Here is a 21,031-nt window from a genome sequence, read left to right on the forward strand (position 1 = left end):
AAAAAATGCGCCGGGGGGGGCGGGCCAGGGCGCTTTCGCTGGATGCGGGCTGCAAGAGCCGCTCAGATCTTCCATTTCTCCATCAGGTTGGCAGGACGCAAGGTGTCGTAGCCTTCGAACGGCTGGTGGATCCAGGGATTGGTGGACAGGAACTCGACCGAGTAGTCGGGCGTGAACTTGGAAATGCCCTTGGTCCAGAGCACCGCGCTGCGCAGCTCGGTGATGGGCGCATAGTTGGACTTGAGCATCTGGATGACGGCGTTCAGGGTATGGCCGGAGTCCGCCAGGTCATCGACCAGCAGCACGCGCCCGGCGATTTCGCCCTTGGGGGTGGTGATGAAGCGCGCAATGTCGAGATGCCCCTGCTGCGTGCCGGCTTCCGCGCGGTACGAGCTGGTGGACATGATGGCAAGCGGCTTGTCGAAGATGCGGCTCAGGATGTCGCCGGGACGCATGCCGCCACGGGCCAGGCACAGGATGGTGTCGAACTCCCAGCCGGACTGGTGGATCTTGATCGCCAGCTTTTCGATCAGGCCGTGGTATTCGTCGTAGCTTACGTACAGGTGCTTGCCGTCTTCGGTGAGCATAGGGGTCCTTTTTTCAGCAGAAATCTATCGATCAGGCCAGGTAGGGGTCTTGCATCAGGATGGTGTGATCCCGGTCCGGGCTGGTCGAGATGACAGCCACCGGCACCCCCGTCACCTCGGCAATGCGCTCCAGATAGTTGCGCGCCGCCAGCGGCAGCTTGGCGTATTCCACCATGCCCACGGTGGATTCGGTCCAGCCGGGCATGGTTTCGTAGATCGGCGTGCAGCGGGCGATTTCGTCGGCGCCCATCGGCAGCAGGTCGATCTTCTCGCCGTCGAGCTGGTAGCCGACGCACAGCTTGAGCTCGGTCAGGCCGTCGAGCACGTCCAGCTTGGTGATGCACAGGCCGGAGAGGCCATTGACCTGCGCGGAGCGCTTGAGCAAGGCGGCATCGAACCAGCCGCAGCGGCGGCTGCGCCCCGTGGTCACGCCCTTTTCCGCGCCCACGATGCTCATGTGGTAACCCGGCGTGCCTTCCTTTTCCCACTCCAGCTCGGTGGGGAACGGGCCGCCGCCCACGCGGGTGCAATAGGCCTTGGTGATGCCGAGGATGTAGTGCAGCATGCCCGGGCCGACGCCCGAGCCGGCGGCCGCATTGCCGGCCACGCAGTTGCTGGAGGTCACATAGGGATAGGTGCCGTGGTCCACGTCGAGCAAGGTGCCCTGCGCGCCTTCGAACAGCAGGTTGCCACCAGCAGCATGCAGCTCGTTGAGTTCCTTGGAAACGTCGGCCATCATGGGCTTGAGCAGCTGCGCATGGCGCATGGCCTCTTCGTACACCGGCTCGAACTGCACTTCCCCGTTCTGGATGTAGGGATCGAGCGCCGGGCCGAAGGACAGCTTGTCCGCCCCCAGGAAGGTCTTGAGCACATGGTTGTGCAGGGCCAGCAGCTCGCGCAGCTTGGTGGCGAAGCGCTGCGGGTCCTTGAGGTCTTGCACGCGCAGCGCCCGGCGCGCGATCTTGTCTTCGTAGGCGGGGCCGATGCCGCGCCCTGTGGTGCCGATCTTCTCGACGCCGCTGTTTTCACGCGCCGCCTCGCGCGCCAGGTCCAGCGCGGCGTGGAAAGGCAGGATCAGCGGGCAGGCTTCGCTCACGCGCAGGCGCGAGCGGACTTCGACGCCGGCCTTTTCGAGCCCCTGGATTTCCTCGAACAGCTTGGCCGCCGACAGCACCACGCCATTGCCGATGAAGCACTTGACGCCGGGGCGCATGATGCCGCTGGGAATGAGGTGCAGCGCGGTCTTGACGCCGTTGATCACCAAGGTATGGCCGGCATTGTGGCCGCCCTGGAAGCGCACCACGCCCTGGGCGCGCTCGGTCAGCCAGTCCACCAGCTTGCCCTTGCCCTCGTCACCCCACTGGGTGCCCACGACGACAACATTGCGACCTTTGGTAGCTTTCATCTCAATCCCAATCCAAGTACTAATTAGCGTTAAATGGCTTGCACGACCCACTGGCCCGCCACTTCGGCAAGCTCACGATCACAGCTGAATTCATCAACTTCGTCATCATGGCCCGGCAGCGCACAGACCACGGTTTCGCCCGCCTGGCGCAGCTGCGCAATCGCGCCGCGCAGGTCGGCGCGGTCGAGCCAGGGGGCCCGTATCGCCGCCTTCAGCGGGCGGGGCTGCACCACCGGCACCAGTTGCTTCAGGTCCATGCTGAAACCAACCGCCGGACGGCTGCGCCCGAACGAGGCGCCGACTTCGTCATAGCGCCCGCCGCGCACCAGCGCATCGGTCACGCCCTGGGCATAGACGGCGAAGCGCATGCCGCTGTAGTAGGAATAGCCCCGCAGGTCGGCCAGGTCGAAGGTGACGGCCGAGGCATCGATGGAGCCGGCCAGGCGGCGCAGATCCGCAACCACCGGCGCGATGCCGGCGATGCCGGCGAAGATCTTTTCGGCCTCGCCCAGCACCGCGATATCGCCGTACAGGTCGAGCAGCGCCAGCAGCCCGTTGCGCGATGCGGCCGGGAAGGCCTGGGTCAGCGCATTCAGCTCGGCGCCGTCCTTGACGGCCAGCGCCGCATGCACGCGCCGCAATGTGGGCAGGTCCACCGGCACGCCGGCCAGCAGGTGGCGCACGATGCGCACGTCCGCCAGGTCCACGCTGAAGTCGCCCAGCCGCGCCACGCGCAGGCATTCGGACGCCAGCATGATGGATTCGATCTCCGCGTCGATGCCGCTGTGGCCGTAGATTTCGGCGCCGAACTGCAGCTGCTCGCGCGTGGCATGCGGCCTGTCGGGGCGGGCATGCAATACCGGCCCGCAGTAGCACAAACGGGTGACGCCGCGGCGGTTGAGCAGATGGGCGTCGATGCGCGCGACCTGCTGGGTGGTATCGGGGCGGATGCCCAGGGTGCGGCCCGAGAGCTGGTCGACCAGTTTGAAGGTGAGCAGGTCCAGCGCCTCGCCAGAGCCGGAAAGCAGGGAGTCGAGATGCTCCACCAATGGCGGCATGACGAGCTCGTAGCCGTAACTACATGCTGCATCCAGCAATCCTCGCCGCAATTCTTCGATGTGGCGCGCTTCGGAGGGCAGCACATCGGCAATGTGATCCGGAAGGATCCAGGCAGACATGTGAAGGAATGTGAGGCTGTTAAAAACGCGATTCTACAAGCAGTGCTTGCCCCCGGCCCTGACTCGACCAAATGCCGAAACACAGGGCCCAGCAAAAAGCCGCATGGCTTGCACCATGCGGCCTGCTGCCCGCCCCGGGGATCAGGGCTTGGCGGCCGAGCCCCGGTAGGCCTTGAAGAACTCCGACGCTGCCGGATCGAGCACCAGGATGTCGCTCTTTTTCTGGAAGCTGGCCTTGTAGGCCTCGAGGCTGCGGTAGAACTGCGCGAACTGCGGGTCCTTGCCGAAAGCGTCGGCATAGACGCGCGCGGCCTCTGCATCGCCCTGCCCCTTGAGCGCCTGCGCGTCGCGGTAGGCATTGGCCACCGTCACTTCGCGCTGGCGGTCGGCATCGGCGCGGATCTTCTCGCCCACGGCGGCGCCGGTGGAGCGCAGTTCGTTGGCCACCCGCTTGCGCTCGGCCTCCATGCGGCGGTAGACCGACTCGGTGATCGCTTCCACATAGTCAACGCGCGTGATGCGCACGTCGACGATGTCGATGCCCCAGGGCTTGCTGCCCTTGACCGAGTCCAGCACTTCGCGCTTCACATCGGCCATCAGCTGCTCGCGCTTGGCGGAGATGAGGTCCTGCACCGTGCGGCGGTTGACTTCCTCCTGGAAGGCGTTGCGCACCACGCGGTTGAGCTGGGTGGCGCCGGCGCTTTCGCTCACGCCCACATTGCGGATGTATTCCGACGGGTCGGTGATGCGCCAGCGCACATACCAGTCGATGACCACGCGCTGCTTCTCAGCGGTGAGCATGGATTCGGTATCGGAGCTGTCCAGCGTGAGCAGGCGCTTGTCGATGTACGAGACGTTCTGCAGCGGCGGCGGCAGCTTGAAGTTCAGCCCCGGCTCGGTGATGACTTCCTTGATCTGCCCCATGGCGTAGACCACGCCGAACTGGCGCTGGTCGACCACGAACAGCATGGAACTCGCCAGCGCCAGCAACACCAGAACGGTGGATGCGATAAAACCCAATCGATTCACAAGCAACTCCTAGCGAGACTCACGTTCACGGGAACGGGCGGCATCCCGGGCCCGCGACTCATACGATGGCGCCGGTGCGGCGGCGGGCGCCGATCCGCTGGCGGCCGAGGACGCATCGCCGGCCGCTGCAGCGGCATTGGCGTTCCCCGCCTGCTGCATGATCTTGTCGAGCGGCAGGTACAGCAGGTTCGAGCCCTGCTTGGAGTCGACCATCACCTTGGTGACATTGCTGTATACCTGCTGCATCGCATCCAGGTACATGCGGTCGCGCGTGACCGTCGGCGCCTTCTGGTATTCGGCATAGATGGACGAGAAGCGCTGCGCATCGCCCTGGGCCTGGGCGACGATACGCTCCTTGTAGGCCGAGGCCTCCTCCATCAGGCGCGAGGCCGTGCCCTTGGCGCGCGGCACCACCTCGTTGGCATAGGCCTCGGCGTCGTTCTTGGCCTTCTCGCGCTCCTGGCCGGCCTTGAGCACGTCGTCGAACGCCGACTGCACCTGCTCGGGCGGGCGCACGCCGCCCTGCTGCAGGTTGACGCCCACGATCTCCACGCCGATCTTGTAGCGGTCGACGATGGTCTGCATCAGCGCCCGCACGCGCGGCGCGATCTGGTCGCGCTCGTCGGCCAGCGCCGCATCCATCTTCATCTTGCCGACGACTTCGCGCACCGCGGTCTCGGCCACCTGGATCACCGTGTCCTCGGGGCGCTTGCTCTCGAACAGCCAGGCCCGGGCATCGCTGAGCCGGTACTGCACCGCGAACTTGATCTCGACGATGTTCTCATCCTCGGTGAGCATGGCCGACTCGCGCAGGCCGGTGCTCTTGACGATGCTGTCGCGGCCGACGTCGGCCGAGCGGATCTGCGACACGTACACCAGCTCGTGGCGCTGGATCGGATACGGCAGCCGCCAGTTGATGCCCGCGCCCACGGTCTTGTTGTATTTGCCGAACTGCGTGATCACCGCCTGCTGGCCTTCCTGCACGATGAAGAAGCCCGTACCCAGCCAGATCAGCACCGCCACGCCGGCAATCATCGCCAAGCCCAGGCCCGCGCCCTTGAATTCCGGCGGCTGCCCGCCCGACGAACGGCCACCGCCGCCACCACCACCGAACAGGCCGCCCAGCTTCTTGTTGAAGTCCTGCCACAGTTCATCCAGATCGGGAGTGCCCGCAGCGCCGGGGCGGCGGGGACGCTGGTCCGCGGGCGGCGAAGGCGGGCGCGGCGGCTCCGCGCCGGGGCCCTGGGCATCATTTTTCCCGTCGTCGCCACGCCCCCAGCGCGGATCGTTCAGATTGAACATCCCGCGCATGCCTTGCGCCAGCGGAGTCCATCGAGGAAAACGAAGCTGAAATTTCATTACTGGTGTCTCAATCTGCTGAGAAGTGATCGGTATCAAACAGGCTATTTTGGCAAACTACAGTTCAAGGCCGCGCAATTCATCCTCGATGCGAGGGGACATGGCACGCTCATTCGACTGCAGCACGACCTGGGTCAAGTGCGCGCGCACCGCATCCAGCCCGAGGCCCTTGGCCGCACTGACGTAGAACCGCGGCACCTGCTGCCCGTCGATTTCGAAAGTATCGGCCAGCGACAGCGGCTGCCTCTCTGCCTCAATTGCATCCAGCTTGTTGAATATCAATACCTGGTCAATGCCATCGGCGCCGATTTCGTGCAATACCTTCTGCACCTGCCCGATCTGCTCGAGCCAGCCCTCGTTGGAGGCATCCACGACGTGCAGCAGCAGATCGGCGTCGACCGCCTCCTGCAAGGTGGCCTCGAAGGCATTGACCAGGCCGTGCGGCAGGTCGCGGATGAAGCCCACGGTGTCCGACAGCGAGACCGATGCGCCCGCGCCTTCGAGGTACATCTGGCGCGTGGTGGTGTCCAGCGTGGCGAACAGCTGGTCGGCCGCATAGGCGCGCGCCTTGACCAGCGCGTTGAACAAGGTGGACTTGCCCGCATTGGTGTAGCCGACCAGCGAGACGTTGAAGGTGTCGCGCCGCTCGCGCTGGCGTCGCTGCGTGCTGCGCTGCTTCTTGACCTTGGCCAGGCGCTCCTTGGTGCGCTTGATCGCATCGTTGATCATGCGCCGGTCCAGCTCGATCTGCGTCTCGCCCGGGCCGCCGCGCGTGCCGATGCCACCGCGCTGGCGCTCCAGGTGCGACCAGCGGCGCACCAGGCGAGTGCTCAGGTACTGCAGGCGCGCCAGCTCGACCTGCAGCTTACCTTCGTGGCTGCGCGCGCGCTGGGCGAAAATCTCCAGAATCAGCAGGGTGCGGTCGTTGACCGGCATCTGCAGGTGGCGCTCCAGGTTGCGCTGCTGCGCCGGGCTCAGCGCCTGGTCGAACAGCACTTCCTGGGCGCCGAAGGTCTGGGCCAGCAGGCGGATTTCGTCGGCCTTGCCGCTGCCCACGAACAGTGCCGCATCGGGCACCTTGCGCTTGCAGCTGAGCCGGGCCACCGGCTGCAGGCCGGCGGTTTCGGCCAGCATGCCGAGCTCTTGCAGCTCGGAATCGAAGTGCGGAAAACCAAAATCCACCCCAATCAGGATGACCGGAGTGGATTTCTTGTCGTTGTTTACTTGGTGAAGCGTCAATTTATTGCGATCCAGAAGTGCGATGCACGTCTGTTCGCACTTCTGAGCTTGGTAGGTTCAGGCCGCCGCGTCGGCGTCGGAGTTGTCGGCGGTGGAGAAGTTCACCGCACGCCCTGGAACGATGGTCGAGATCGCGTGCTTGTAGACCATTTGCGTCACGGTGTTGCGCAGCAGCACCACGTATTGGTCAAACGACTCGATCTGGCCTTGCAGCTTGATGCCGTTGACCAGGTAAATGGACACCGGCACATGCTCGCGGCGCAGCGCGTTCAGGAAGGGATCTTGCAAAAGTTGGCCTTTGTTGCTCACGATATTCTCCGTGTTCAGAAGATAGTTGTTGTGAAGCGCCACCTTACCACAGGCAGCAGCCACCGGATTTTCCCAAGGGCTTTTATCCGGTAAATTTATGCCGCCGGCCCCACGCGCCACCGGCCGTCAGCCGCCTTCCTTGTCGGCATAGGGGTTGTGCGAGGTCTTGAACTCGATGCGCAGCGGCGTGCCGACCAGGTTGAACTCCTTGCGGAAGCGCCCTTCCAGGAAGCGCTTGTACGCATCGGTCACGTGCTCCAGCGAGTTGCCATGGATCACGATCACCGGCGGGTTCATGCCGCCCTGGTGCGCATAGCGCAGCTTGGGGCGGTAGGCCCCCACCTTCTTCGGCGTCTGGTACTGCACCGCCTCCTGCAGCAGCCGGGTGAGCACCGGCGTGGGCATCTTGCAGGTGGCCGCCTTGTGGGCCTGCACGATGGCGCTCCACAGCGGCCCCAGGCCCTGGCGCTTCTTCGCGGAGATGAAGTGCAGCGGCGCGAACTTCATGAACGACAGCCGCATCTCGATCGAGCGCTCCAGCATCTGGCGGCCGTAGTCGTCGAGCGCATCCCATTTGTTGACGCCTATGACCACCGCCCGGCCGCTTTCCAGGATGAAGCCGGCGATGTGCGCGTCCTGGTCGGTCACGCCCTGGGTGGCGTCCAGCAGCAGCACGACCACGTTCGCGGATTCGATGGCCTGCAAGGTCTTGACCACCGAGAACTTCTCGATCGCCTCGAACACCTTGCCCTTGCGCCGCAGGCCGGCGGTATCGATCAGCTCGAAGCGCTCGCCATTCTTCTCGAACGGCACCGAGATCGCATCGCGCGTGGTGCCGGCCATGTCGAAGGCGATCAGGCGCTCCTCGCCCAGCCAGGTATTGATCAGCGTGGACTTGCCGACATTGGGCCGCCCGGCCACCGCCAGGCGGATCGCGCCGGATTCGGCCTCGGGCTCCTCACCGTCGTCGGCGGGCACCGGCAGCAGGTCCAGCGCCATCTCCACCACGCTGCGGATGCCCTGGCCGTGCGCCGCAGACACCGGCAGCACTTCGCCCAGGCCCAGCTCGTAGAACTCGGCCAGGTGCACGCCGTCCTTCATGCCCTCGGCCTTGTTGGCGATCAGCAGGCAGGGCTTGCCCAGGCGGCGCAGGTAGTTGGCGATGTCGTGGTCCTGGGCCGACAGCCCCAGCCGGGCATCGACCACGAACACGACCACGTCGGCCTCGGCCACCGCCTGCTGGGTCTGCTTGGCCATCTCCTTGAAGATGCCGCCGCCCGCATCGGGCTCGAAACCGCCGGTATCGATCACGATGTATTCGCGCTTGCCCTGGCGGCCCTGGCCGTAGTGGCGGTCACGCGTCAGCCCGGCGTAGTCCGCCACGATCGCGTCGCGCGACTTGGTCAAGCGGTTGAAGAGCGTGGATTTGCCCACGTTGGGCCGCCCCACCAGGGCAATCACAGGTTTCATCGTCAGTCAGTCTTGATGACTATAAAAAATATAGCTGCTAGCGCTTGGTACATAAGCGCCAGCAGCCATACATTCAAATATCTTTTACTCCGGCTTGAAGCCGTATACCGCGCCGTTGTTGGTCTGTACCACCAGCGTATTGCCGGCGACCACCGGGGCCACGGAGATGCCGGAGCCATCGGTGCCGAAGCGGTTCAGCGGCGAGCCGTCCTTCAGCGCCAGCATGTGCACCGTGCCGCTCTCGTCGCCAAAGACCACCGCGCGCCCCAGCACCAGCGGCTGGCTGAGCTTGCGCCAGCGCAGCCGGTTGCTGGACCACAGCACGCTGCCGGTGTCGCGCCGCCAGGCGGTGATCACACCGTTGGCATCGGCCCCCACCACCAGGTCGGCGTTGCCGCTGATGCCGTGGATGCCTTCGGACTTGACCGTCCACTGCAGCCGCGCCGAATCCATGTCGACGCAGCCGACGGCCATCTGGTAGGCGCGCGAGCAAAAGCTGCTGCCCACGCGCGATACGCCGCCCACCAGCTCCACCAGGCGCTCCACGTCGTTGGTGCCGCGCGCGCTGGCGATCGGCACCTCCCAGCGCACGGTGCCGCCATTCGGGTCCACCGCCGTGAAGCGGCCGGACACGCCGGCGACCAGGGTGTCCTGGTAGGCGGTCAGCACGCCGCTTTCGCGCAGCACCAGCGCATCGCCGGTCTTGGCCTGGGCCCACAGCGGCTCGCCGCTGGCGGCATCGTAGGCGGAGATCGAGCGGTCGGCGGACAGCACGAAGATGCGCTTGCCGGCCACCAGCGGCGCGGTGTACACGCGGCCGGTCAGGCGCTTGCGCCAGGCCTCGCGCCCGCCTTGCAGCGCCACCAGATAGCCGTTGTCGGTGACCACGGCCACCCATTCGCCATCGCTGCCCACGCCGGCGCTCAGGCGCTGGCCCACGCTGGCGCGCCACAGCTCGGCGCCGGTGTCGGCATTGAGCGCCGCCAGCTGCCCGTCGGCCGAGCCCGCGATGAGCGTGCTGCCCGTGACGTTCAGCACCAGCGTGGGATTGGCCTTGGCCACCGGGCGCTGCCATGCCTGCTTGACGTCCAGCAGCGCCACATTGGGCTCCAGCTGCGCCGGCTTGCGGGTGTCGGACGAAAACAGCGAGCAGCCGGCCAATACCGCCACGACACTCGTCATTGCGGCAGCCGCGACGGTCTGCTTGAAGGCCTTCGCCATCCGGGAGGCCTGGGCTTGTGTGCTGTCGATCATGTGCTCGTGCCCTCTTTATTTCACGTCTTCGCCCAGCGCGTTCAGCTTCACGCTGACCACGTTGCGGTATTCCAGGCCCTGGTCGGCCTTCTGGTAGGCCGTGCGGTAGGACTCGATGGCCTTTTGCGGCTCGTTCTTGCGCAGATAGATGTCGCCCTTGCGGTCGGCGGCCAGCGCATCGAACTCCGGGGGCATCTTCTGCTCCAGCTGCTTGAGCGCCTCGTCGTAGGCCTTGGCGTCCATCAGCAGCGCGCTCAGGCGCAGCCGGGCAACCGCCTTCAGGCCATCGTCGGAGGCATTGTCGGCCACCCAGGCCAGCGCGCTCTTGGCGTCATCGGCACGGCCCTTGTCGCCGGCTGCCTTGGCCACCAGCAGGCCAGCCTGCGCGGCCTGGATGGTGCTGCCATAGCTGCCGCGCAGATCGGAGAAGGCCTGGTCGATGCGGGCCTTGTCGCCCGCATTCACCGCGGCTTCGACCGCCGACGCCAGCGCCGCGGCCTGGGTGGACTGGCGGTTCTGCCAGTACTGGTAGCCATTCCACACGGCAAAGCCGCCGAGCACGATCACCAGCACCGAGGTGATCAGGTTGCCCCACTTGTTCCAGAAATGCTTGAGCTGGTCTAGCTGTTCCTGTTCTTCCAAATCGAGATGACTGGCCATAGCTTGAGTTTTCTTTCGTTGAAACGATCACGACCGCAGTGCGGACGCCCACTGCGCCACCGCGCCGAGCGGCCTCTCGGCCTGGGCCGCGGCGCCATCGCGCAGATGCTTGACGGTGACTGCATTGCGCGCCAGTTCGTCGGCGCCAAACACCAGAGCATACCGCGCGCCGCTGGCATCGGCCTTTTTGAATTGTGACTTCATGCTGCCCGAGCCTTCGGCGCCGCCCGCATGCTGCACCACGCACAGCCCCTCGGCGCGCAGCGCTTCGAGCAGCGCCACCACCGGGCTCAGCGGCGTGCCCGGCGGCACCACCGCATAGGCGTCCGGCGCGCTGCAGGGCATGGGCAGCTCCAGCTCCTGCGCCAGCAGCAGCAGGCGCTCAATGCCGAGGCCGAAGCCCACGGCCGGCGCGCTCTTGCCGCCCAGCTGCTCGATCAGGCCGTCGTAGCGCCCGCCGCCGCACACCGTGCCCTGCGAGCCGAGCTGGTCGGTCACCCATTCGAAGACCGTGAGGTTGTAGTAGTCCATGCCGCGCACCAGGCGCGGATTGATGCGGTAGGCCAGGCCCACCGCGTCGAGTGCCGAGCGCACGGCATCGAAATGCGCGCGCGACTCGGCGCCGAGAAAGTCCATCAGCTGCGGCGCCTGCTCGAGCAGCGCCTGCATCGCGGGATTCTTGCTGTCGAGGATGCGCAGCGGGTTGCTGTGCAGGCGGCGGCGGGCATCCTCGTCCAGCTGCTGCTGGTGCTGCTCGAAGTAGCGGATCAGCGCCTCGCGGTGCTCGCGGCGCTCGGCCGGCTGGCCGAGGCTGTTGATCTCGAGCCGCACATGCTGGCCTTCGCGCAGGCCCAGCTCGCGCCACAGCGCGCGCGCCACCAGGATGATTTCCGCATCCACGTCCGGCCCGGCGAAGCCCAGCGCCTCCACGTCGAGCTGGTGGAACTGGCGGTAGCGACCCTTTTGCGGCCGCTCGTGGCGGAACATGGGGCCGTGCGTCCACACCCGCAGCGGGCCGTTGTACAGCGCGTTGTGCTCGACCATCGCGCGCACGATGCCGGCGGTGGCTTCGGGCCGCAGCGTGAGCTTGTCGCCGTTCATCGAATCGGTGAAGGAGTACATCTCCTTCTCGACGATATCGGTCACCTCGCCCAGGCCGCGCACGAAAAGCGCGGTCGGCTCGACGATGGGCGTGATCAGGTACTGGTAGCCGTAGCTGCCCAGCACCTTGCGCACCGCCGCCTCGAACCACTGCCAGCGCGCCGCGGTCGGCAGCTTCTCGGTGCGCGGCACCGAGGCGGGCAGGATGTCGTTCATGCCCTTGACTGCGCTGAGCTTGGCGGGCTTGGATGTGCTGGAACTGGTCACAATAGTTTTTTGAATCAAATCAGCCTCCAGCGCTTATCACACAAGCGCCAGAAGCTATGGTTTTTATCAGATCTGCTGGCCGCCGAAGCGGCGCTCCACATAGTTTTCCACGATCTGGTGGAATTCCTGCGCGATATGCTCGCCGCGCAAGGTCATGGCCTTCTCGCCGTCGATGAACACCGGCGCCGCCGGGGACTCGCCGGTGCCGGGAAGGCTGATGCCGATGTCGGCATGCTTGCTCTCGCCGGGCCCGTTGACGATGCAGCCCATCACCGCGACCTTCATGCGCTCCACGCCCGGGTACTTCAGGCGCCACACCGGCATCTGCGAGCGCAGGTGGTCATCGATCTGCTTGGCCAGCTCCTGGAAGGTGGTGCTGGTGGTGCGCCCGCACCCCGGGCAGGCGGTGACGCTGGGCACGAACGAGCGCATGCCCAGCGCCTGCAGGATTTCGCTGGCCACCACCACCTCCTGGGTGCGCGCCTCGCCCGGCTGCGGCGTGAGCGATACGCGGATGGTGTCGCCTATGCCCTCCTGCAGCAGCACGGCCAGCGCGGCGCTCGAGGCCACCGTGCCCTTGGTGGCCATGCCGGCCTCGGTCAGGCCCAGGTGCAGCGCATAGTCGCAACGCGCGGCCAGGCCGCGGTAGACCGAGATCAGGTCCTGCACGCCGCTGACCTTGCACGAGAGGATGATCTGGCGGCCATCGAGCCCCATCTCCTCGGCGCGCTGCGCGGAAGATACCGCCGATTCGATCAGCGCCTCGTACATCACCTGGCGCGGGTCCCACGGCGCCGGGCGGCGCGAGTTCTCGTCCATCAGCGCGGCCAGCAGCTCCTGGTCCAGGCTGCCCCAGTTGACGCCGATGCGCACGGCCTTGTCCCAGCGGATCGCGGCCTCGATCATCTGGCCGAACTGCTTGTCCTTCTTGTCGCCCTTGCCCACGTTGCCCGGGTTGATGCGGTACTTGGACAGCGCCTGCGCGCAGTCGGGAAACTCGGTCAGCAGCCGGTGCCCGTTGTAGTGGAAATCGCCCACCAGCGGTACGTTCTCGCCCATGCGGTCGAGCTGCTCGCGGATATAGGGCACCGCCTGCGCGGCCTCGGGCGTATTGACCGTGATGCGCACCATCTCCGAGCCCGCCTGTGCCAGCTCGCGCACCTGGATCGCGGTTTCGATGGCATCGACGGTGTCGGTATTGGTCATCGACTGGATGCGCACCGGCGCATTGCCGCCCACGGTGACCACCCGGTCGCCCCACGCCACCCGCGCCTGGCGGGTGCGGTGCGGCGCGGGCGCGGCCATGGCCACCGGAGCCAGGGCCGCTGGCGATTGCCGGGCCTGATTGTCTGCTTGCTGCACTGCTACTTCACCTCGAAACGCGCAATCGTGCCCTTGCCCACGATGGCGGCCAGATCAAGCGGCTCGCCATGCACCTGCACCTCGACACCGCCCTTGGCATTGCCGATCACCACGCGCCAGGGCGGCGTGCCCGTGATTTCCTGCTCCTGCCCGGGCTTCAGCGTCTTCTCGAAGATCACCTTGCCCTTGGACTCCCTGACCTGCACCCAGGCATCCTGCGCCACGGTCTTGATCTTGAGGGGCGCGGCAGGGCTGGCAGGGGCGGCCGGCGCTGCGGCGGCGGCCACGGCAGGCTCTTGCGGCACGGGGGCTGCAACCGGCGCTTCGGCCACGGCGGGTGGCGGTGCATCCGTGGCCGTGGGCGCCATGGCGGGCGTGGCAGGCGTAGCAGTGGCAGCCTCGGGCGCGGCGGCGGACATGCGCGCAGTCGACCATTCCTGCAGCTGCGGATAAAACAGCGCCAGCAGCGCCGCCAGCAGCAAGACGCCCACCAGGCCCAGCCAGTACCATGCCGGCCGCGAGGCCGAGAGATCCAGCCTGGCCACGCTGGATTGCGGCATCCTGGTCTGCAGCGGCTGCTTGGCGGCCATCAGCGACTGCACGCGGGTCTGCGGCAGCTTGGCCAGGATGGGCGCGGCCTCCAGGCCAAGCACACGGCAGGCGGCCGCGGCCAGGCCGCGCGCGAACACGATGTCGGGCAAGGCCGCCCAGTCGTCGCGCTCCAGCGCATCGAGCTTGGCCGCAGGCACCTTCAGGCTGGCGGCCAGCGTCGCCAGCCGCACCCCATGGGCCTCGCGCGCGGCACGCAGCAGCGAGCCCGCCGAATTGCCATCGTCCGCCGCTGCCGCGGCATCGGCTGCCGCAGCTTCGTTGCGGCCGTCATTTTCAACGCCATCGGGCTGAATCAAGACTCGCCTCCATTTGCATATAGCGCCCATTCCCTGGAATCGGGAAAGCGCTCCTGGAGCTGGCCGGCCAGCTGCCGTGCAGCCAGCCGGTCGCCCAGCGCGTTTTCGACCCGGATGCCCAGGTACAAGGACTCCGAGTTGGCCAGCTCGCTGCGGTTCAGGCGCCGGATATGGAGCCGCGCCTGCCGGTGATCGCCGCGCTGGTGCAGCAGCTTGGCCAGGTGGTACGACACGAGCGGATTGTCCGCATCGTATTCATGGGATTTGGACAGCGCCGCCTCGGCCTGCGCGGGCCGGCCCGCCGCCGCATGGCACAGGCCCTGCGCCATCAGCGTCTTGCCCTGCTGCCGGTACTGCGGCTGCGCCAGGGCCAGGCCAAACTGCCGCTGCGCCGCATCGAACTGCTTTTCCTGGCACAGCAGCCAGCCATAGTTGTGCATCACGTCGGCATCGCCGGGCTTGAGCTGCAGCGCACGGCGAAAGCTCGCGCCCGCGCCTTCGCCATCGGCCAGCTGCATGTAGGCCAGAGCGCGCATATGGTGGGCATCGCCGTTCGAGGGATCGATGGCCAGCACCTGGCTGGCTTCCTCCAGCGCGATCACCGGCTTGCCGGCCTGGTAGTAACTGGCGGCCAGCTCCAGGCGGATGCGCGCACGGCGCTGCACATCGCTTTCGCCGCCCGGCGCGGCGAAAGCCCTGGCATCGGCCCTCTTGGCCGGCGCCGTGCAACCGGCCAGCGAGCAGCCCAGCACGGCGGCGGCCAGCGCCATGCCGCGCCCCGCTCGCGAGTATGTGCCCGATACCCGTGCCATGCTGCATCCCCTCATCGGTAGTTGGCTCCGTGCCGTCAGTGCAACTGGGCCAGCGGAATCACGCGCGCGCGCGCCATCCGCTCGGCTGCGCGGGTGCGGTCCTTGACGTCGCCCGCCAGTTGCCCGCATGCGGCATCGATGTCATCGCCGCGCGTCTTACGCACGGTCGTCACGATGCCCGCGTCGGACAGAATGCGCGCAAACTCGGTCACGCGCGCCGCAGGGGATCGTACCAGACCGGAGGCCGGGAAAGGGTTGAACGGAATCAGGTTGAACTTGCACCAGGCGCCATCCTTGCCGGCATGGGCGCGCACCAGCGCGATCAGTTCCTTGGCATGCGATGGCTGGTCGTTCACGCCATCGAGCATGCAGTATTCGAAGGTGATGAAGTCGCGCGGCGCGAACTCCAGGTAGCGCTTGCAGGCCTGCATCAGCTCTTCGAGCGGGTATTTCTTGTTCAGCGGCACCAGCGCGTCGCGCAGCGCATCGTTCGGTGCATGCAGCGACACCGCCAGCGCCACCGCACAGTCCTGCGACAGCCGGTCCATCATCGGCACCACGCCCGAGGTGGACACCGTGAGCCGGCGCCGCGACAGGCCATAGCCGTGGTCGTCGAGCATGGTGCGCAGCGCGGGCACCAGCGCCGAGTAGTTCTGCAGCGGCTCGCCCATGCCCATCATCACCACGTTGGTGATCACGCGCTGCTCGGTGGCCAGGCGCTTGCGCAGCGCATGCTCGGCATACCACAGCTGGGCGATGATCTCGCCGGTGGACAGGTTGCGGCTGAAGCCCTGGTGGCCGGTGGAGCAGAAACGGCAGCCCACCGCGCAGCCCGCCTGGGAAGACACGCACAGCGTGCCCCGGTCGGACTCGGGAATGAATACGGTTTCGACGGCATTGCCGTCGCCCACGTCGAACAGCCATTTGACGGTGCCGTCGGCAGACACATGCTCCGAGACCACCGGCAGCGCCGTGACATGGCAGTCGTGCCTGAGCTTTTCGCGCAGCGACTTGGCCAGATCGCTCATCTGGTCGAAGTCCGAGGCGCCGCGCTGGTGGATCCAGCGGAAAAGCTGCGTGGCCCGGAAACGCTTCTCCCCCAGCCGCTCGCAAAAAGCGGTCAAACCAGCCAAGTCCAGATCGAGCAAGTTGGTGGTCATGGGGGTCATCTAGGCCTGTAAAGCAGAGTCCCCACGGCATGCGCCATGGGGAGTCAAGGGATTAACGCGAGTAGACGTTCATGCCGGGGAAGAAGAACGCCACTTCCACGGCGGCGGTTTCAGCGGCGTCGGAGCCGTGCACTGCGTTGGCATCGATGCTGTCGGCGAAGTCGGCGCGGATCGTGCCCTTGTCGGCCTTCTTGGGGTCGGTGGCGCCCATCAGCTCGCGGTTCTTCAGGATCGCGTTCTCGCCTTCCAGGGCCTGGATCATGACCGGGCCGGAGATCATGAAGTCCACCAGGTCCTTGAAGAAGGGACGCTCCTTGTGCACGGCGTAGAACTGCTCGGCTTCCAGGCGCGACAGGTGGGCCATCTTGGCAGCCACGACCTTCAGGCCGGCGGCTTCAAAACGGGCGTAGATCTGGCCGATCACATTCTTGGCGACTGCGTCGGGCTTGATGATGGAGAGGGTGCGTTCGATAGCCATTTTTGATTTCCTTCAGTGGTTTTTTGCGAATCAAGCAAACTTTCGATTGTACTTTGCCTGGGTGAACCCGGCGTGAAGCCGGGGGTTAACGGCCGCCGCGACGAAAGCCGCCACCGCCGCCCCCCTTGCGCTGGCCTTGGCGCTGTGCCTGGCGCTGGCGCGTCAGGCTGTCCATGCCGATATAGCCGAGCGAGGTCTTCATCGGGTCGGGCTGGCCGCCCGACGGCTCGCCGCGCGCGCGCCCACCCGAGGCGCCGCGCCCCTGGCCGCCGCCATTGCCGCCACCGTTGCCGCCCGCATTGCGCGCCGGGCGGCCAAAGCCGTTGCCGCCCTTGCCGGCGCCGCGCCTGTCCTGCGGGCCGCGCGCCGCGCGCGGGTTCATGCCGGCAGCCGCCGACAGGGATTCGATGTCGCGCTGGTCCAGCTCCACCCAGGCGCCGCGCTTGAGGCCGCGCGGCAGCACCATCGCGCCGTAGCGAATGCGGATCAGGCGGCTCACCGCATGGCCCACCGCCTCGAACATGCGGCGCACCTCGCGGTTGCGCCCCTCGGAGATGGTGACGCGGTACCAGCAATTGGCGCCCTCGCCGCCGCCATCATCGATGGAGCCGAAGCTGGCCACGCCGTCTTCCAGGTTCACGCCGGCCAGCAGCAGCTGCTTTTCCTCGGCGCTCAGCGCACCCAGCACGCGCACCGCATATTCGCGCTCCAGCCCGAAGCGCGGGTGCATCAGGCTGTTGGCCAGCTCGCCCGAGCTGGTGAACAGCAGCAGGCCTTCGGTGTTCAGGTCCAGGCGGCCGATCGACTGCCATTTGCCATGGGCCAGGCGCGGCAGCTTGCGAAACACCGTGGGGCGGTTCTGCGGATCGTCATGCGTGACCACCTCGCCCACCGGCTTGTGGTAGGCGATGACGCGCGCCGGCGGCGGATCGATGCGGAAGTGGATGGGCTTGCCGTTGACGCGGATCTTGTCGCCATACTGGATGCGCTGCCCGATGTGGGCGGGCTCGTTGTTGACCGAGATGCGCCCCTCCAGGATCAGCTGCTCCATCTCCAGCCGCGAGCCCATGCCGGCCTGCGCCAGCACCTTGTGCAGCTTGGGCGTCTCCACCTGCGGCAGCAGCACCCGCTTTTTCGGCAGCGCCAGATCCTGCTCCTCGGCCGCATCCAGCACGCCGGAGACCACATCCTCGAAGCCATAGCCATCCTGGCTGCCGGCGGGGCGGCGCCCGCTGCGCTCGCGTTGCGGCGCCATCCCCGGCTCGGCGGCCGCGCCGTCCATGCCCGCCTGCGGCTCGGCATCGCGCGAACGGGAGGCCTGGTCGCGGTCGCGGAAGCGCCGTGCGCGCGCCGGATAGCGGCTCACGCGCTGCTCGCCTTCGCGGCGGCTGCGCGCCGGCTGCGGCGCGGCCTCGGCGGCGCCCGCCAAACCCTCGTCGGAAGCTGCGGCCACGGCAGGCGCAGCGGCCGGCGGCTCGGCCACGGGCGGTGCCAGCGGCGCCGGCTGCACCGGCTCGGCCTGCGCTGCGGCGGCAGCCGCTGCGGCATCGTCGGGCGCCTCGGCGCGCACGCGCTTGCGCGCAGGCGCACGCTTGGCGGGCTCGGCGGCTTTTTTCGCAGCGAAGGTGTCGGCGTTCGCAGCGCCTTGCGGCGCGGCTGGCTGCATGTCTTGTTCGTTCATAGGGGATCTGTGGTGTTATCTGTCTCGGTGGGGCCGGCCGCCGGTGTGTCGCCTTGCGCTGGCAAGGCCTCGGCCGGCACTTCTTCGTCTACATCGTTCTGGCCAGCGGCGCTTTCATCGTCCGCGCCGGCAGCTGCGCTTTTTGCCTCTGCATCCGCGCTGCCACCGAGTTGCAGCGTCTCGAAGATGTCCGACTGCTGGGCCTCGCCGCCCATCTCCGGCAGCTGGTCCAGCGACTGCAGGCCCAGGTCGTCCAGGAATTGGCGGGTAGTGGCCAGCAAGGCCGGGCGGCCCACCGTCTCGCGGTAGCCTATCACCTCGACCCAGCCGCGGTCCTCCAGCTGCTTGATGGTCAGGCTGTTGACCGTGACGCCGCGGATATCCTCAATGTCGCCGCGCGTCACCGGCTGGCGGTAGGCGATGATGGCCAGCGTCTCCAGCGTCGCCCGCGTGTACTTCGGCGGCTTCTCCGGGTGCAGGCGATCCAGGAACTCGCGCATCTCCGGCCGGCTCTGGAAGCGCCAGCCCGAGGCCACCTGCACCAGCTCCACGCCCCGGTGGGTCCACTCCAGCTGCAGCTCCTGCAGCAGAAGCTTGAGCGTATCCGAGCCCAGCTCGTCCGCAAACAGCGTGCGCAGCTCGCGCACCGTCACAGGCTGCGACGCGCAGATCAATGCGGTTTCCAAGACCCTTTTGGCTTCTATCGTCTGCATGGTTCAAATCCCACCGCGCTCCCTGGTCGCGTAGGCGCCGGAGCTGCAGTGCAAAGGATTTCAGTCTAGTGGTCAGCCGCTGTATGGGCTTGCAAGAAGGCGATGCCGCGGCAAAAAAGCAGGATACGCGGCCGGCACACGGCCCCACACGGGCCAATGGTCAAGAATTATAACTGATGCCCCATTCGCGCAGTGCCGCAGCCATGTCCGGCGGCAGCGGCGCATGCAAGTCCAGCGCCTGCCCGGTCGCCGGATGCTCGAAGGCAAGCCGCGTGGCATGCAGCGCCTGGCGCCGCATGCCCGCCGCCGGCGGGCCGCCATACAGCTCGTCGGCCACCAGCGGATGGCGCAGCGCGGCCATGTGCACCCGGATCTGGTGGGTGCGCCCGGTATGCAGGCTGCAGTGCACCAGGCAGCCGAGCGCATCGCCCTGGCCACCATTGGCCAGCAGCCGGATATCGGTGCGCGCGGGCTTGCCGGGATGCAGGTTCAGATCCACCGCCGCCATGCGCAGGCGGTTCTTCGGGTCGCGCCCGATGGCCAGCTCCACCGTGCGCGGGCTGGCGCCGCGCCAGGCGCCATGGGCCAGCGCCAGGTAGTTGCGGTGCACCTCGCGCGCGGCGATGCGCTTGACCAGCGCGTCCATGGCGGCGCGCTGGCGCGCCACCACCATCAGGCCGCTGGTGTCCTTGTCGAGCCGGTGCACGATGCCGGCGCGCGGCAGCGCCGCGGCCTGCGGGTCGTGGGCCAGCAGGCCGTTGAGCAAGGTGCCGCTCCAATTGCCCGGCGCCGGGTGCACCACCAGGCCGGCCGGCTTGTTCAGCACCAGCAGATGCTCGTCCTGGTAGACGATATCGAGCGCCATGGCCTGCGGCAAGAAGGCCTGGCTCTGCTGGGTGGGCACCAGCTCCACCAGCACCGCGTCGCCGGCCCGCACCTTGGTGCTGGCCTTGAGCCGGCGCGCGCCGTTGACCGCCACGGCGCCCTGCTCCAGCAGTTGCTGCAGGTAGCTGCGCGAGAACTCGGGCACCCACAGCGCCAGCGCCTTGTCCAGCCGCAGCCCGTGCACCGCGGCGTCGGCCAGCACCTGCCGGGTCTCGACGTCTTGGGCGCTCAGGTCGGCCTGGGTGTCCTCGCCGTCCTCAGAAACGACAAGGCCGATGCAGCCAGGCTGCATCGGCTCATGGCTCGATGGCGGCATCAGCGCGACGGCAGGTAGCGCGCCGGATCGACCGGCTTGCCCTGGCGGCGGATCTCGAAGTGCAGCTTCACGCGGTCGGCGTCGGAGCTGCCCATCTCGGCGATCTTCTGCCCCTTGCGCACCACCTGGTCGTCCTTGACCAGCAGGGTCTGGTTGTGGGCATAGGCCGACAGGAAGGTGTTGTTGTGCTTGATGAGAATCAGGTTGCCGTAGCCGCGCAGGCCCGCACCGGCGTAGATCACCCGGCCGTCGGCTGCGGCGATCACCGGATCGCCGGCCTTGCCGGCAATGTCCAGGCCCTTGTTGCGCGACTCGTCGAAACCGGCGATCAGGCTGCCGGACGCAGGCCAGATGAAACCGATATTGTCCGAGGCCATGGCCGGGGTTTCAGGCGCGCTGGGTGCCGGCGTGCTGGGCGCGGCGCTGCTGCTGGCGGCCGAGCCCACCACCGCTGGCGCCACCGGCGTGGCGGCAGCCGGTGCCGACCCTGCCGGCGGCACCACCCGCAGCACCTGGCCCACCTCGATCACATTCGGGTTCTCCAGGTTGCTCCAGCGGGCGATGTCGCGCCAGTTCTGGCCATGCTCCGCGGCGATGCGCATCAGCGTCTCGCCGGGCTTGACCGAATAGTAGCCAGGCTTGCCCGCATTCTCGGCGCCGGGCAGCGTCGCCGGGTCCACTTTCGGCGGCGTGGTGGCCGCGGGCGTGCCGCCCGCCGCTCCCACGGACGAACCTCGGTCTTCCACCGGAGCCTGGTTGAGTGAGGTGCTGCCACAGCCGGCAAGCACCGCTGCCACCACCACACCAGAACCCCAGGTTACGAGACCTCGCAAATCCAACATACAACTC

Annotated in this window: 20 protein-coding genes; all 20 read right to left on the reverse strand. The window is 67.2% G+C overall.

From position 1 onward, the window contains the following. Positions 1–62: 62 nt before the first annotated feature. The 20 genes from ACODRX_RS24185 to ACODRX_RS24280 all read right to left on the reverse strand — a co-directional run bounded on the left by ACODRX_RS24185 (position 63) and on the right by ACODRX_RS24280 (position 21,024). A complete protein-coding gene (locus ACODRX_RS24185) occupies positions 63–587 on the reverse strand; it encodes a phosphoribosyltransferase (protein WP_488874098.1) in 525 nt (174 codons plus the stop codon). 31 nt (positions 588–618) lie between these two features. Next, on the reverse strand, positions 619–1,992 hold the full coding sequence (locus ACODRX_RS24190; protein ID WP_488874099.1) for an adenylosuccinate synthase: 1,374 nt from the start codon (positions 1,990–1,992) through the stop codon (positions 619–621). 29 nt (positions 1,993–2,021) lie between these two features. Beyond that, positions 2,022–3,170, reverse strand: coding sequence for an ATP phosphoribosyltransferase regulatory subunit (locus ACODRX_RS24195; RefSeq protein ID WP_488874100.1), 1,149 nt, complete (start codon positions 3,168–3,170; stop codon positions 2,022–2,024). A gap of 141 nt (positions 3,171–3,311) precedes the next feature. Next, positions 3,312–4,199, reverse strand: a complete 888-nt coding sequence (gene hflC / locus ACODRX_RS24200; RefSeq protein WP_488874101.1) for a protease modulator HflC — start codon at positions 4,197–4,199, stop codon at positions 3,312–3,314. Between the two features lie 9 nt (positions 4,200–4,208). Next, a complete protein-coding gene (hflK, locus tag ACODRX_RS24205; RefSeq protein ID WP_488874102.1) occupies positions 4,209–5,558 on the reverse strand; it encodes an FtsH protease activity modulator HflK in 1,350 nt (449 codons plus the stop codon). A 57-nt stretch (positions 5,559–5,615) separates the two neighbouring features. Beyond that, positions 5,616–6,797, reverse strand: a complete 1,182-nt coding sequence (hflX, locus tag ACODRX_RS24210; RefSeq protein WP_488874103.1) for a GTPase HflX — start codon at positions 6,795–6,797, stop codon at positions 5,616–5,618. 57 nt (positions 6,798–6,854) lie between these two features. Beyond that, positions 6,855–7,106 carry an RNA chaperone Hfq gene (hfq, locus tag ACODRX_RS24215; RefSeq protein WP_488874104.1) on the reverse strand — a complete coding sequence of 84 codons (252 nt, stop codon included), beginning with the start codon at positions 7,104–7,106 and terminating at the stop codon, positions 6,855–6,857. Between the two features lie 126 nt (positions 7,107–7,232). Then, positions 7,233–8,576, reverse strand: coding sequence for a ribosome biogenesis GTPase Der (der, locus tag ACODRX_RS24220; protein ID WP_488874105.1), 1,344 nt, complete (start codon positions 8,574–8,576; stop codon positions 7,233–7,235). A gap of 84 nt (positions 8,577–8,660) precedes the next feature. Continuing rightward, on the reverse strand, positions 8,661–9,830 hold the full coding sequence (gene bamB / locus ACODRX_RS24225; protein WP_488874106.1) for an outer membrane protein assembly factor BamB: 1,170 nt from the start codon (positions 9,828–9,830) through the stop codon (positions 8,661–8,663). A gap of 15 nt (positions 9,831–9,845) precedes the next feature. After that, positions 9,846–10,490 (reverse strand): YfgM family protein, encoded by a 645-nt coding sequence (locus tag ACODRX_RS24230; RefSeq protein ID WP_488874107.1) that lies wholly within the window; start codon positions 10,488–10,490, stop codon positions 9,846–9,848. A 27-nt stretch (positions 10,491–10,517) separates the two neighbouring features. Beyond that, the gene (hisS, locus tag ACODRX_RS24235; protein ID WP_488874122.1) at positions 10,518–11,807 is read right to left on the reverse strand and encodes a histidine--tRNA ligase; all 1,290 of its coding nucleotides are present in this window, start codon (positions 11,805–11,807) and stop codon (positions 10,518–10,520) included. Positions 11,808–11,924: 117 nt separating this feature from the next. Further along, a complete protein-coding gene (gene ispG / locus ACODRX_RS24240) occupies positions 11,925–13,163 on the reverse strand; it encodes a flavodoxin-dependent (E)-4-hydroxy-3-methylbut-2-enyl-diphosphate synthase (protein WP_488874123.1) in 1,239 nt (412 codons plus the stop codon). 59 nt (positions 13,164–13,222) lie between these two features. Beyond that, complete coding sequence (locus ACODRX_RS24245) at positions 13,223–14,128, reverse strand: helix-turn-helix domain-containing protein (protein WP_488874108.1); 906 nt, start codon at positions 14,126–14,128, stop codon at positions 13,223–13,225. Then, the gene (pilW, locus tag ACODRX_RS24250) at positions 14,125–14,940 is read right to left on the reverse strand and encodes a type IV pilus biogenesis/stability protein PilW (protein ID WP_488874109.1); all 816 of its coding nucleotides are present in this window, start codon (positions 14,938–14,940) and stop codon (positions 14,125–14,127) included. Before pilW ends, ACODRX_RS24245 begins: the two co-directional genes overlap by 4 nt. A gap of 35 nt (positions 14,941–14,975) precedes the next feature. Further along, the gene (gene rlmN, locus ACODRX_RS24255; RefSeq protein ID WP_488874110.1) at positions 14,976–16,100 is read right to left on the reverse strand and encodes a dual-specificity RNA methyltransferase RlmN; all 1,125 of its coding nucleotides are present in this window, start codon (positions 16,098–16,100) and stop codon (positions 14,976–14,978) included. 61 nt (positions 16,101–16,161) lie between these two features. After that, positions 16,162–16,587, reverse strand: a complete 426-nt coding sequence (gene ndk, locus ACODRX_RS24260; protein WP_488874111.1) for a nucleoside-diphosphate kinase — start codon at positions 16,585–16,587, stop codon at positions 16,162–16,164. 85 nt (positions 16,588–16,672) lie between these two features. Continuing rightward, complete coding sequence (locus ACODRX_RS24265; protein ID WP_488874112.1) at positions 16,673–18,268, reverse strand: pseudouridine synthase; 1,596 nt, start codon at positions 18,266–18,268, stop codon at positions 16,673–16,675. Further along, positions 18,265–18,981, reverse strand: coding sequence for an SMC-Scp complex subunit ScpB (gene scpB, locus ACODRX_RS24270; protein WP_488874113.1), 717 nt, complete (start codon positions 18,979–18,981; stop codon positions 18,265–18,267). The genes ACODRX_RS24265 and scpB overlap by 4 nt, the downstream gene beginning before the upstream one ends. 160 nt (positions 18,982–19,141) lie before the next feature. Next, the gene (locus ACODRX_RS24275) at positions 19,142–20,182 is read right to left on the reverse strand and encodes an RluA family pseudouridine synthase (RefSeq protein ID WP_488874114.1); all 1,041 of its coding nucleotides are present in this window, start codon (positions 20,180–20,182) and stop codon (positions 19,142–19,144) included. Then, positions 20,182–21,024, reverse strand: coding sequence for a peptidoglycan DD-metalloendopeptidase family protein (locus ACODRX_RS24280; protein ID WP_488874115.1), 843 nt, complete (start codon positions 21,022–21,024; stop codon positions 20,182–20,184). Before ACODRX_RS24280 ends, ACODRX_RS24275 begins: the two co-directional genes overlap by 1 nt. Between the last annotated feature and the right edge of the window lie 7 nt (positions 21,025–21,031).

The organism is Comamonas sp. FG99 (assembly GCF_057808605.1).